The organism is Lacrimispora amygdalina, assembly GCF_003432035.1.
Lineage (GTDB): Bacteria > Bacillota > Clostridia > Lachnospirales > Lachnospiraceae > Lacrimispora > Lacrimispora amygdalina.
Genome location: NZ_QOHO01000026.1, coordinates 83913 through 96618, shown reverse-complemented (window position 1 = coordinate 96618; position 12706 = coordinate 83913). Strand labels below are relative to the sequence as shown.

The window sequence follows — 12706 nt, the reverse complement described above, 5'->3', positions numbered from 1 at the left end:
AGTTTTTTTACAGCCCCTTTTATGTTGATAGGTGGTATAATTTGGTAATGAAAAAGACCATTACTTTTGTATTAATAATACTTATATTATTCTCATCATTCCCGACACAAAGCAATGCAATGTCAGATTCCCAGTCTGCTGCCATACAAACGTTGCTGAATGATGCCTGTCGAATATCGGGTGTTCCGGGAATGTCAATTTCAATCCTTGATGAAGATGACGTATTCTTCTTTTCTTCCGGGTATGAAAACCTTGAAAAGGGAATCCCCTAAACTAACGGAAAACCCCGATTTTTGTCCCCCGTTTGATGGTTCCATCGCTATTCCATTCTGTATAGACATAAGGACCCTTATCCGTGGTTCCATTTTCTGTAAAATAATGTGTTTCATTATTATAGTTGTAGGGACCTGACACCATTTTCAGAGTGCTGGTGTTAAAATAGTAGACATTCCCATTAATTTTCATAATGCCTCCCTGAAGCTCACCGGTATCGGCTGCGTAATACCAGGTGTTATCCCTTTGAATCCACCCGGTACGCATAAGCTGATCATTGCCAAAAAAGAACCAATGGCTTTTATAGTTGACCCAGTTATTCGTACAATAATCGCCAGATCCCCACCTGTATTTCATCCCCTGCGATGTGCTCTCGAATCCTGCAGCCAATGTTGACATAGCACTACCTATCGTTATAGCCATAGATAATGCGGTTACCATTATATACTTTTTTTTCATAGATCCAGACCTCCTTATATTTGTATTAATTATTTTCGGATCTGGCTAGAGTATATATTCTAAAGCAACTGTGAGTCAATGAATGTTATAATTTTGTAAAAATATGTAAATTATCTGTAAATATTTGTCAGTGAAACGTTATTATCTTAAGAATTATTAACGATAACTTTTACCCATATCCCGCAAGTGCCGCCCACTGCCTTAACATCATAAATGAGTAATATCCATAAATCTTTGATAGACTCTCAGTGCTTAAACCAGACTGGAATTTCTATCTGTGTAGTTTTACATTTCTTTTTCTTGTGAATTTAATTATTATTTTATAAAACATTTTTCTGGGAAGAAAGTTACTCATGATTCGAACTATCTTTGCATCCAGACCAGGCACACTTACTACCCGCCCCTTCTTTAAATCTCTCATAGCCAGATTAACGATTTCCTCCGGATCCATAAATTTCATAAATCCTTTTTTCTTCTTGATTACATTCATTCCGGCACTTTCATGAAAATCAGAATCAATAAAGCCAGGGCATACCACCTGCACATCAATAGCGGTATCGATCAGTTCCATGTATAGGCCTTCTGTAAAATTAAGAATAAATAATTTGGTTGAAGAATATAAAATATTTCTTGGCATTACTGCAAATGCGCCATCGGAAGAAATATTAATAATAGTTCCCCTGTTTCTGACCATCATTTGTTTTAATATATGCTGGGTTAGAATAACAACCGTATTCATTTGTAAAAACATTATACCATCCCTGTCTTCTTTTGACACTTCTGAAAATACAGGCTTCAATCCAAATCCTGCATTGTTAATTAATACTTCAATCTCATCATCCCGGATCTCATTAAGAAGAATATTTACTCCTTCTTCATTTGCCAGATCTACAATAACTGTTTTAACTTTTACGTGATACGTATTCTCTATATTTACTGCATTTGCCCTAATCTTATCTTCCCTTCTGCCGGTAATAATAAGATTGTATCCTTTTTTCCCATATTCCTTTGCATAAGCCAAACCAAGTCCGCTGGTTGCACCTGTTATTAACGCCATATTTTTCATTGATTTCTCCTTAATTCACTTATTCGATTTTATTGACTGCTTTTTATAAACCGCACTGTATGTACCTCTAGACACGTTACAACTCTCTCTGTAAAATCCATTGCACATCATTAATTCTTCTATTTCATTAACAGGCATTCCATCATTTTCTCTTTGTGGTTCTTTTATAAGTAATCTTCCTTCATTTTTCAAAACCCTGAAAAATTCACTTACGATCCCGCTTCTTAGTTTCTTTGGAACCTCGTGCAATGCATAAAAAATATATATAATATCAAATGATTTTTCATCTAATTTAAGCTCCGGAAGCTGGCCGACAAAAAAATCAACGTTATCCAAATGTCTCATTCGTGTTTTTGCTATTTTCATCCAGTATTCTGATATATCCACACAAGTTAAATGACCATTTGATTTATAAAGTTTTTTTGCCAGTTGTCTGGATCCTGCACCTGAACCACTCCCAAAATCCAAAATAATTTCATTTCCTTCAATGCCTAATTGATTAATATGCTTTTTATATATAAAGCTAAATAATCTGTTATTGCCTAATTCATCGATGAGTCTGTACAAAAATGATACGTTTTCATAACCTAAGGCCATTTAAATTTACCTCCGTGATTTTAATGAATTTATTTCATTGACTTTTATTCATTCATAAAATATTTTTTTACCCCGGATATTCACCGAGGTATCTGTCATCTGTCATTTCAATAATAACTTAATAATCGACATTACTTTGTCTGCCTTTTCTTTTGGTGTCAGGGCATCATCATTTACAATCGGGGATTGCCCATATACAATGAACCTTGATACACTTTTAGGATCTTCAACTTTTAACTGTCCCTTTTTGTTAAGGCGGACAATGAAATTCTCTATATATGGCTGAACCTTATCATTCATTATTATTTCTAGCTGCTTGTGAAATAATTGATTTCCATCTTTATGAAAAAAATCATGATACTTTTCTTTTCCGTCATTTCGGATAAAAACAGCCACTATTTTTTTATAGTATGCATCCAGTGATTCTTCCTCCCCTTGCAGTATATCAATTAAAGGGGTAATGCACTCATCCGCATACAAAGTGATGGCATATTCATATAATTCATATTTTGACTTAAAATAGTTGTAGCAAAGGCCTGGAACGACATTGACTGCTCTTGCAATGTCTTTCATGGAAGTTGCCTCATAACCTTTTTCACAAAATAATCTCATGGCGTTATCTGCTATTTCACGCTTACGGACTTCTGGTTCTTTTGATATTCTCATTTGCTGCCTCCTATAAATGCATTATAGTTTACGAATGAATTTTAGTCAATGAATTTTTATCATTAACCTTATAACAAAAAACACCGAGTGGGATGTAACGAAAATTCACTTGTTGCAGGCATTCATTTTTGAGATGAAGCCTGTAACAGATATTTTATGTACGGCTGGGAGTTCCCTGAAACCAGGGTGAATAACCAATTTAAGATTTTAGAAATACCATTTACATCATGGATTGTTGTCACAGTTCAGCTTGACGGAGACCGTTCGGTCATAAACAACTGAGCTTTGGATGCCAATCATTAAAAAATAAAAAACCAAACAGATAGCCGAGACTGTTTCAAAGTTTGTGTAAACGATAGTGCAATAAATTTTGTGTCTCTGGGAAAAAATAGCTTCATTCTTGGAATGAATTAGATAAATAATTCTTTTTCAGAAGGGAGCTTTTTTTATTTCTCATAAGAGCTCCCTTACTACACACTTGCTAATTTTATTACCTCTCCTTCCTCATGGTTATAAAATTGTAATCCGATTCCGTCCGTTTTCTTTGGAATGATATAGCGCCTCATCAACCTTCTTAACCATCTGCTCCATACTAAGGTCTTCATCCACCTCAGAAATTCCCACACTGATGGTCACATGGTAATTTTCATTCTTTTCCTCGCTTTTCAATGAGTCCATTAAACGTTCCATGATTTGCTTTGCTTCATCCACTCCTACCAATAAGACACCGAAAAACTCATCTCCCCCCCATCTTGCTGCGATTCCATATTCGCTAATTGCATTTTGTAAGTCTTCCCCAACCATTGCTATGACTGAATTTCCAAATATGTGGCCATATGAATCGTTAATACCCTTAAAACGGTCAATGTCAAACATAAACAGCGTTTTTTTCGTCTTCCGGTTCTTTCGTAGAAATGCCAGATAGCGTTTGGAGAACTGCTTCCGATTGGGAAGTCCCGTTAACTCATCCGTATTCTCAATCTTAACAATACGCATATTGCAATTGATAAAAACAGAGGTGGAAACCACGATACAGGCAGCCAGTGCAACAAGCATAAAAAACACATTGCTTTTTACGCGTTCCTGAAACACCTGTCTAATGGAACTGGTATCCATCTCAAGGACCAAATACCAGCCAAGCATTTTATCATACTGTGTAATCAGGCATTTTCGCTTCCCGTCCGATGTGTACCACTGCATGACCGGGGTTTCAGACTTGTTTAACTGAAGGCTTTCTGTAATCCCAACCCGTTTTTGGAGGTCTTCTTCACTGATAAAAATATCGGTATTCCCTTTAAAAGAAGTTTCGGCTCCCATCACATTAATGATATGAACCGATAAGCCATAATCTCTTTCATAAGAATAGATCGTATCACCCAGGGAATCAACCTGCAATCCCACTCCAATCACACCCAGAAGTGATCCGTCACTGCCTTCTACACGAAAATTTACAAAGACCGTAATATAATCATCCTTTGTCTCATTGGTGTCTACTTCCAAATCATATTCATTACCGGATTTAATAAAATTATAATACCAGATGTCATGATCATCTGTCTTTGAAATTGTCTTATTAAAGCCGTCCTGATAATAATAATTTCCAGTTTCTGCTGAAATACAAAACACCGTGGTATATCCATATTTATTCCGATACGCGTTCAAATAATTATATAACTGTTTCAGGTATGTATCATTTCCAACATTTTGGGGTTCCTGTGAAAGCCATTTTTTCAGGAATTCATCATTCGCCATTGTTTTGGAAACCATCACTGGCTTAGACATAGAGTCTTCTACATGGCTGGAAATATCCTTATTGGCAAGGCTTAAGATATTTTCCAAATGTTTTTCCGCCAGATCCTGATACGCTGTGGTATCCCGATAAACGATACCGATAAATCCAATTACAATGGAAATGATGATAATAAGATTGCTGAGTAGTAGTATATGCTTTTTCATATTTGCTCCTCTTGGTCATACCCTGGGTGTTTTTATTTACGTTGTATTATGTTCTCATTTTTTCTATTATTTTGATATAGTCCTTATAACTGTGATGATCTAATTCCCAATTTTCTATCCGTTCTGGATATCTGTACTACGTTACCAGATATTTATAATTTTATATACCAGCCAGAATATCTTTCTTATTATATACAATAAACCACGTCATTTCTACAATATAATTATACGCTTTCGAAAATTAAGTAAAAAAGCATTTTCAGTAGATATCCATGCCAAGATCTTTTAGCTTCGTTAAGTCACCACATCCATCAACTATTTGGAGGATTTGGGGGAGAATGCTATCAATATAAGAACTATCCATTGATTACAGTTTCTAAAGTCTGCCGCTCCTGGACATAAATAAACCCAGGAAATTGTTGACAATCCATGCATATGCTGTATGATTGAGTCAATAGTTGCATGGTTATATGTTTATTTACGTTTATGGAGGTTAAAATGAAGAGAATCTGTATATTTTTAATTATTAATTTAATGTTTATATTGGTTGGATGTGCATCCAGCGAATCTATTGATAAGTCCTCCTTCTCTGAGATGGAAAATAATACTTCAAAGGAAAACACGATTAATAACAATGAAGAAATTTTGGATTTACCAAAAGAATTGTATCGAATTGAAAACTCTGCATATGCTCAACCACTACGTTATGATTTTGTAGTTGCGGATGATACCGAATTCACTATTACCGTATCAAGGGAATCTGGAGACTTCAAGCTTGGAATAAAAGATCGGGACACAAAAGACTTTGTGTACCCAATGAAAGAATATCAATCTGGCTCCGATACCGTGACACTCACAAAAGGGAATTATAGCATTATAATAACAGAACGCAATTTCACTGGTAGTTATCATATAATAGGCACTATTGTAGAATAGGACTCGCCTAACGACACCGAATTTTTTCTGTGACCTTTTCAATTTAAACAGATATGTTTTTAGGTATAGGAGGAGTATGCGTTTGTAATTTCAGGCAAATAAACAATGTTATCTTTCTCTATCTGACTCTTGGAATTTTTCAAATCGTTCATGGATAGTAGCATCTGAAACATCCAGTGTATTGTCCAAATTCTTCTCCTTCAAATGTCTGATAAACGAGAGTTTTATTTACACGAATAAGAGAATCTTTTATTTGGGGATATCTTTATTACCTCTATATTCCATAATATCACCGGGTTGGCAATCCAAAGCTATACATATTGCCTCTAAAGTTGAAAACCTAATAGCTTTTGCCTTTCCATTTTTTAAAATAGACAGATTTGCCATCGTTATTCCAACCTTCTCTGTAAGTTCTGTTACACTCATCTTTCTTTTAGCCAACATTACGTCAATATTAATAATAATTGCCATGATATTCTCCTCACACCGTTAAATCATTTTCCATTTTAATATCAATAGCATCTTGTAAAAGTCTTTGAAGAACTGCCACAAAGAAAACAATCACCATTGATGCAAAGATAAAAACCATTCCACAGATTATGAGGCCTGGGGCATCGTCCTTATCAGCTAAGAGATAAACAAATGGCATTATTATCAAATATAAAAGACTTATTATAGTTACACAATATTTAATAAATATTAATGTATTAACAGAAGATTGAGAGAAAGCTTCATTCTTGTCAATATAACATAATAGTTTATACGCCTTAAATAATGCAAAATAAAACGGTATTGTTGATACATACATGCCTATTACAATGGGATATAATATAAGAACATAATCCGGATTTACTGGGTTATGTGCTAACCAGGAAAATCCATAAATGCATAAAGCAAGCACAGGCATTCCAATAATTATAACAGATATCTTTAAAAATATTGTTGAACATCGTTTCATAAAATACACCTCACTTATATTTATTTGTATAGAATAACATAAGTTTTATCGATTATCAATAAATATTTATTATTTTTCGTTGTATAATATATGTTGGTACATTTTTTATAATCGAAATTGACTTAATTGCAGAGTGAGACGCAGTTTTGTAAAGCGAGATGCAACTTCGTAAATTGACAAGTAAATATTTGTAAGCGAAACGCAGTTTTGGGTTAAATGTATTTTTAACTGGTTCTGAATCAAAACTTCCGAGAATCAATGCAGATATTACATTATCTTTTATAAACTATGGTTCCTCCGTGTCCTTGCACTCTGGGCAATGAATACGTAGTTGCCATGTATTCGATACTCTCCAGCTTTGGGGGCATATATACTATTTCACTGTGGATAAGTTCCATTCCAATCAGGCTAAGATTTTCTGCAGACAGCATGAAGTCTCATACCCGGTCTTTGTTCAAACAATTCCAGCTTCATATTCGCATTTTTGCATAATAGCATAAGTTCTTTTTTGTTATAAAGGTGTACATCACCCTTATGAAACAATTTATTCACGCAAGGAATTTCAATATGATTCATAAACCAAAGCAGCATTTCTGAGGATGTCATATCTCGAAGAATCAGTCTTCCTTCCGATTTTAATATCCTATTACAACTTTGGAAAAACCGATCTGGATTTGGATAATGATGAAAGCTCATGGAACAGGTAATAACATCAAACGTATCTTTGGCAAAAGGAAGGTTTTCGCAATCTCCCTGCACAAAGATCACTTTATCCAGCTTCTTTTTCTTAGCTACTTCGATCATTTTTCCAGACAGATCAATTCCTGTATAATTCTTTTCTGGATATTTCTTTTTTAACAATGCAATTACAGCACCCGTTCCACACCCCGCATCCAGCATGTCTTGAAAATGTTCCTTTTCCAACTCTGCCAAAATGTCTGGATAGTCCTTACGACACAGATTGTAAATACTCGGATCGTCTCCATCAAATTTTTCTGCAACTTCATCAAATTCTTTTACTGACAGTTTTTTATATTGTATCTCATTCATAATATCTATACTCCTCTCGATTTTTTTAATTTCATTGCATTATTGTAATTATATAGTGTTTAATCCTTGATTTTTCCCGCTAGTCTTCAGGTTAGTAATACCTAACTATCTGTTTTATAAAATTACGGGAAGAACCCGCATTTTATGTATGTATGTCCAGTTGTAAATTTTAGTAAATTCAGCATATTAAAATTCACTGGTTCGCTCTGTAAAATCACTGAGAAAAAGAGCTGTGGCACCTGGAGATTTTTAAGTTGTGTTTCATTGGAATTTTTCTCTTCTTGATTTGGTCTTTAGATCATCAAAATGAAAGTTCTTGTAAATTTCTATCAATCAACTCCAGTTTCATAGTTTTCTCCACATAAAGCTTAATCATTTTCCATAAATAAATTCAACGCTTCCTTAGAAATTGAACTTGAATCATAGGCTCTCCATTTTTCTAAATCTCCAACAAATTCTTCACCAAAAAATACATTTGATAGTCCTTTGATAATCAAGAACGCTGCATATGGATGTGCTAAGGACTTATCATTTTTTGATTGATTAATAAAAGTTTCTAATTTTTTAAATGTATCAGGATAGTAAATTAACTCTACAAGTTTTGCTCGATATTCTAAACCTGCTCCTTCCAAATTTGGATACTTAGCATAATCACTTAGATGCTGAGCTTCATGCTTTAGAAACCAAACCTGAAAATCAGCAGATTGTGTATCTATTTCCTTATTATCAGTATTAACGTAATAAATCCCTTCTTCTTTCGCCCATCCACCTGCGTGATGTCTTCCAAAGGTTGCAAAATGTAACCAACTCAACATTAGAAACTCTGAAATAAAAAATACCGTTAACTTTTGATTACCACATGGTAATTCTACAAGAAAGTCTTCTTTATTTGTTGTTTTCCAGATATAAGGACCTCTATAAGGTGTTGTTCTGCCGCCTAAAAAAAAATAACCCTTTTCTCTAAATATACTTTCCAATTTTGTTTCGATTTCATCTAAATCTGTACCTTCATTAATCATAAGAGTCTTTGCTAAACTAATAGTCAGCTGCTTTTCGGATTCTTGTACATCATTATTTGTCAATACAGATATATAGTATTTATAATAACATTTCAAAACCTCTTGGATCCAAGGGTCTTCTGAGTCGAATTTAAGAACCTCATCTTGAGTTACAAATCTATGTATATACTTTCGTTCTAACTCAAGAATATCTTCACTATTATTTTCAAAAGACTTTAAATAATCAATGGCTTCAAGAACATTTCCTTGAAAACACTTTGCATAGAATTTTTCAATATCCATATTTTATCTCCATTTATTCGACTTTCTAATTCTCATTACCCAATGTCAATTGTTTCGACAAAAGACAGCAAACTACGCAATGTGGGGAGTGTGGGAATTTCCAAGCCCTTTCCTACAACTCATAAGGCGTAACCTGATATACATAATAAGACGTGCTAACATATGTTTGTTTTGATTTGCAAAGGCCTATGGAATCTAGGTTCATTGGATAACAACACCAATTTCGTTTAAACGATGTTCTTTTTGCTTTTTCTTGTATGCTTGGCAGTATCTTCATCTTCGTTTGCATTTACGTCTATTTCTATATCTTTTTTTGACTTTAGAAACTTATCATGGAATTTATTAAATCGTTCCTGAATGGTGGCGTCTGAGACATCCAAAGTATTGTCCAAAACCATTTCTAACTTCGTCATCTCTTCCTGTGAATGTTTTCTCTGCATAATTCCTGTGCCCAGTTCCTTGCAATTAAATCATTTCCCATAGACAGGCTCCTTTCATAAAAAAACCTGCGTTATAGGAATCGTAAGTACATAGCAATGTATGGACTTATTATACTATAAAACAGGCTGATTGGAATATATTATTTAATTTTTTATTTGTTATTGTGGTGTACTTGCTTAATTTAACAGACAACGTCTGATGAATTATCGTTTTAGGGATTCTCGCTAAATTCATCATAGTAATTCCCGCTGTTCCGGTCAAGCCATAGGTCTGGTTTCTTCTTGTTGGCGTAAAATCGGTTGCCGATTTTGAAAGTAAATGTACTTGATAGGTCTTTCAATAATTCTCTTGGAATGATCCTACAAAAAACTTTATTTAATCTCCTCAACACTTCCACTTATAACATCTACATTGAATTCCTTAAAGATATCCGAACTACTGGCACTTTCTTTAAATATACTAACTTTATATTTATTTGTTTTATCTGGACCTGAGCAATCAATGGAAATTTCACCTATATCTGATTTGTAAATCATAACTCCACTTTCAACTTTATAGTCTACAACTGCATTATATTTTTTACCTACAATATCAATTGCCTTTTGAATTAAATCTGTTGTTCCATTAGACTTTGTTAAAGTTACAACCAGCGCACCCTTTATATAGTTATTTTCTTTATCTAATGCTGTTTTATATATAGTAAGTTTATTACCAATAATCTCATAAAGATATCTCATAGTCTCTTTTCCATTATTATCATTTACTATTATATAATTATATACTTCTTTCGAAGGTGATGAATTTGGAAAAATCTTTTCTATGAATGAAACTGAGAACTTAAATGTTTCATTTGGCCATGTAGCAATACCTCCATCTTTAAAAACATATTCTTTATTTTGATCATCCTTATAAGTTCCTACTAATTGAAGCATTTGTACATATTGTTTCGTCTCATCAGTGGCCTTAACATACTTAACATCTTTATCATAATCAGAAGTAATATTTATACTTTTAAAATCATCGCTTATATTAAATGTAAAGCCAATATTATTCTGATCGTCTCCATTATGAGTTGTAATTAAATATGAATTATTATTTCCAAGATACTGTATACTACTTACTTTGTATGAGAGAGCTGTATCTGGGAAAATGTCTACTAGTGTATAATCATTTTCCTCTTTCTCAATCATTATCGAACGCTGCACACCATTTTCACTAATGGAATTTTCATCATTTAAATTATACCATTCACCTTGCAATTTATTTAATAATTCAGTCATTGTCAAAACAGTTGAACTCTTAGTTTGTGTAATAGAATTGTTTTCGTTAGTACTTACCTTAGCAGTAGTTTCAACTGGTGAGCTTGTGTTTTCTATATTATTTACCACACTTTGACTTTTATTACACCCTCCTAAAATAGCCGTCAAACTTAAAAGTAAAGCTATTGTTATTACTCTTCTTTTCATGATAATATTCATTCCTTTCCTATTTATAAAAACAACTTGAAATCACTTTGTAATATTATTATACACAATTTTCTAAACTTATTAATTACATTTAGGATACTTTATGGTTACAATTAGGTAACAAAATATTTTCTTTCATCTATTTCATTTATCCTCAATTTAATTATTACATTAGTTCCTTTATTTAACTCACTTTTTAGCTCTAAGCTGCCCCCATGTAATTTTATAATTTTATCACAAACAGCTAAACCTATGCCACTACCGGATTTTTTTGAATTACCTTTAAAAAACTTATCCTTAATTTTCGGAAGATCTTCTTTAGCTATTCCATAGCCATTATCTATTATTTCAATAATCAGCTCATTTTCTAAAGTAGAAACATTTATTAGTATGTTTGAATCTTTCGGTGAAAACTTCATAGCATTATCTAAAATATTAATAATTACTTGTTTAAATCTATTTCTGTCTACTGAAAGCTCTGGGATATTTTCTGTAAATTTTGTCTGAAGAGAAATTCTTTCTTTTATTGCCCTTCCATCATATAATCTTAATATTTCTTCTATCTCTTCTTTTATATCAGTTTTTTCCTTATTCAAAACCAGCTTATTGCCTTCTAATTTTGAAAAGTCTAAAAGTTCATCTACCATATTTTTTAGTCTATCCGTTTCTCTTAATATTACTTTTAACCCTTTTTCAATTTCTTCTTTATCTTCAAAACTTCCGGTAAGAATTGTTTCTCCCCACCCTTTTATAGCTGTAAGCGGAGTCCTTAATTCATGGGAAACAGAAGATATAAAATCATTTTTCGTCTCCTCTGCTTTCAAAATTTCTGAAGCCATATAATTTAAAGTATCTGAAAGTTCTCCAATTTCATCATTATAATGTTTGTTTATCCTTTCATTAAATTGCCCTTTTGACATCTTACGTGCTATATCATTAACTTCTTTTACAGGTTCAATAATTGTTTTACTTAAAATAGTGCTTGATATAAAAATACAAATTAAAATTACAATTAATAAAGTCACTGATAAAAATAAATACTTTAAAGTAAGGTTATTCACATCTTCTAAAGATGTAACAACTCTTATAACTGCTATTGTATTGGAATCTAAATCCTTAATTGCACTTGATGCAGACATAACTTTTTCATTAGTATCAATGTTATTACCTGTCCAGGTTGATACTTCACCTTTAAGTGCTTTCTGAAAATCATTCGTTTGTATTTTTTCAGCCGATACTATTCCGCTGCTTAAAAGAACATTGCCTTTTTTATCTATAATTTGAATTTCTATATTTTGCTGTTCAGTATTATTTTCAACAAGTGGTGCTAATGAGTCACTAAGATTAGCATAATTTTTGTTTAAATATTGATTATAAAGTGTGGCTGAAGATTGAGCTTTTTCATTAAGACTTTGTTCTACTGATTTATAATAATAATTTTTTATAGATATCATAAAAATTAATTCAACAGAAAAAAGTACTAAGCAAACACCGATTAAGTAATTTAAGAATAATCTCTTTTTAATTCCTTTCATCT

At 32.8% G+C, this 12706-nt stretch carries 13 protein-coding genes and 1 pseudogene; 2 read left to right on the top strand and 12 right to left on the bottom strand.

All coding sequences use genetic code 11. The annotated features are described in order from the left end of the window. Nucleotides 1-272 (top strand): annotated as a pseudogene (locus DS742_RS09530) (hypothetical protein); the annotation flags it as partial. Nucleotide 273: 1 nt separating this feature from the next. On the opposite strand, the gene DS742_RS09525 reads toward DS742_RS09530, so the two are convergent. The 5 genes from DS742_RS09525 to DS742_RS09505 all read right to left on the bottom strand — a co-directional run bounded on the left by DS742_RS09525 (nt 274) and on the right by DS742_RS09505 (nt 5017). Further along, nucleotides 274-732 (bottom strand): hypothetical protein, encoded by a 459-nt coding sequence (locus DS742_RS09525; protein WP_117416760.1) that lies wholly within the window; start codon nt 730-732, stop codon nt 274-276. Nucleotides 733-1003: 271 nt separating this feature from the next. Continuing rightward, nucleotides 1004-1798, bottom strand: coding sequence for an SDR family NAD(P)-dependent oxidoreductase (locus DS742_RS09520; protein ID WP_117416759.1), 795 nt, complete (start codon nt 1796-1798; stop codon nt 1004-1006). 15 nt (nt 1799-1813) lie between these two features. Next, nucleotides 1814-2395 carry a class I SAM-dependent methyltransferase gene (locus DS742_RS09515; protein ID WP_117416758.1) on the bottom strand — a complete coding sequence of 194 codons (582 nt, stop codon included), beginning with the start codon at nt 2393-2395 and terminating at the stop codon, nt 1814-1816. Between the two features lie 102 nt (nt 2396-2497). Further along, the gene (locus DS742_RS09510) at nt 2498-3061 is read right to left on the bottom strand and encodes a TetR/AcrR family transcriptional regulator (RefSeq protein ID WP_117416757.1); all 564 of its coding nucleotides are present in this window, start codon (nt 3059-3061) and stop codon (nt 2498-2500) included. A 510-nt stretch (nt 3062-3571) separates the two neighbouring features. After that, nucleotides 3572-5017, bottom strand: a complete 1446-nt coding sequence (locus DS742_RS09505; protein ID WP_117416756.1) for a sensor domain-containing diguanylate cyclase — start codon at nt 5015-5017, stop codon at nt 3572-3574. Between the two features lie 498 nt (nt 5018-5515). On the opposite strand from DS742_RS09505, the gene DS742_RS09500 reads away from it, so the two are divergent. Beyond that, entirely contained in the window at nt 5516-5953 is a 438-nt protein-coding gene (locus tag DS742_RS09500; RefSeq protein WP_117416755.1) for a hypothetical protein, read from the top strand. A 249-nt stretch (nt 5954-6202) separates the two neighbouring features. On the opposite strand, the gene DS742_RS09495 is transcribed toward DS742_RS09500, so the two are convergent. The 7 genes from DS742_RS09495 to DS742_RS09465 form a co-directional block, all read right to left on the bottom strand. Then, on the bottom strand, nt 6203-6424 hold the full coding sequence (locus tag DS742_RS09495) for a helix-turn-helix domain-containing protein (protein ID WP_117416754.1): 222 nt from the start codon (nt 6422-6424) through the stop codon (nt 6203-6205). Nucleotides 6425-6434: 10 nt separating this feature from the next. Next, a complete protein-coding gene (locus DS742_RS09490) occupies nt 6435-6911 on the bottom strand; it encodes a DUF2975 domain-containing protein (protein WP_117416753.1) in 477 nt (158 codons plus the stop codon). Between the two features lie 408 nt (nt 6912-7319). Next, nucleotides 7320-7961 carry a class I SAM-dependent methyltransferase gene (locus tag DS742_RS09485; RefSeq protein WP_117416752.1) on the bottom strand — a complete coding sequence of 214 codons (642 nt, stop codon included), beginning with the start codon at nt 7959-7961 and terminating at the stop codon, nt 7320-7322. Nucleotides 7962-8329: 368 nt separating this feature from the next. Further along, on the bottom strand, nt 8330-9262 hold the full coding sequence (locus DS742_RS09480) for a hypothetical protein (protein WP_117416751.1): 933 nt from the start codon (nt 9260-9262) through the stop codon (nt 8330-8332). Nucleotides 9263-9489: 227 nt separating this feature from the next. Then, complete coding sequence (locus DS742_RS09475) at nt 9490-9702, bottom strand: hypothetical protein (RefSeq protein WP_117416750.1); 213 nt, start codon at nt 9700-9702, stop codon at nt 9490-9492. Nucleotides 9703-10074: 372 nt separating this feature from the next. Beyond that, nucleotides 10075-11169: a hypothetical protein gene (locus DS742_RS09470; protein WP_147325747.1), complete on the bottom strand. Its 1095-nt coding sequence runs from the start codon at nt 11167-11169 to the stop codon at nt 10075-10077. A gap of 113 nt (nt 11170-11282) precedes the next feature. Continuing rightward, nucleotides 11283-12704 (bottom strand): sensor histidine kinase, encoded by a 1422-nt coding sequence (locus DS742_RS09465; protein ID WP_117416748.1) that lies wholly within the window; start codon nt 12702-12704, stop codon nt 11283-11285. Nucleotides 12705-12706: the final 2 nt, after the last annotated feature.

Bases quoted from the DNA above. Each gene is read 5' to 3' on its own strand.
- DS742_RS09470 (WP_147325747.1), bottom strand. From the start codon at position 11,169: ATGAAAAGAAGAGTAATAACAATAGCTTTACTTTTAAGTTTGACGGCT.
- DS742_RS09520 (WP_117416759.1), bottom strand. From the start codon at position 1,798: ATGAAAAATATGGCGTTAATAACAGGTGCAACCAGCGGACTTGGTTTG.
- DS742_RS09465 (WP_117416748.1), bottom strand. From the start codon at position 12,704: ATGAAAGGAATTAAAAAGAGATTATTCTTAAATTACTTAATCGGTGTT.
- DS742_RS09525 (WP_117416760.1), bottom strand. From the start codon at position 732: ATGAAAAAAAAGTATATAATGGTAACCGCATTATCTATGGCTATAACG.
- DS742_RS09475 (WP_117416750.1), bottom strand. From the start codon at position 9,702: ATGCAGAGAAAACATTCACAGGAAGAGATGACGAAGTTAGAAATGGTT.
- DS742_RS09500 (WP_117416755.1), top strand. From the start codon at position 5,516: ATGAAGAGAATCTGTATATTTTTAATTATTAATTTAATGTTTATATTG.
- DS742_RS09515 (WP_117416758.1), bottom strand. From the start codon at position 2,395: ATGGCCTTAGGTTATGAAAACGTATCATTTTTGTACAGACTCATCGAT.
- DS742_RS09480 (WP_117416751.1), bottom strand. From the start codon at position 9,262: ATGGATATTGAAAAATTCTATGCAAAGTGTTTTCAAGGAAATGTTCTT.
- DS742_RS09510 (WP_117416757.1), bottom strand. From the start codon at position 3,061: ATGAGAATATCAAAAGAACCAGAAGTCCGTAAGCGTGAAATAGCAGAT.
- DS742_RS09485 (WP_117416752.1), bottom strand. From the start codon at position 7,961: ATGAATGAGATACAATATAAAAAACTGTCAGTAAAAGAATTTGATGAA.
- DS742_RS09490 (WP_117416753.1), bottom strand. From the start codon at position 6,911: ATGAAACGATGTTCAACAATATTTTTAAAGATATCTGTTATAATTATT.
- DS742_RS09505 (WP_117416756.1), bottom strand. From the start codon at position 5,017: ATGAAAAAGCATATACTACTACTCAGCAATCTTATTATCATCATTTCC.
- DS742_RS09495 (WP_117416754.1), bottom strand. From the start codon at position 6,424: ATGGCAATTATTATTAATATTGACGTAATGTTGGCTAAAAGAAAGATG.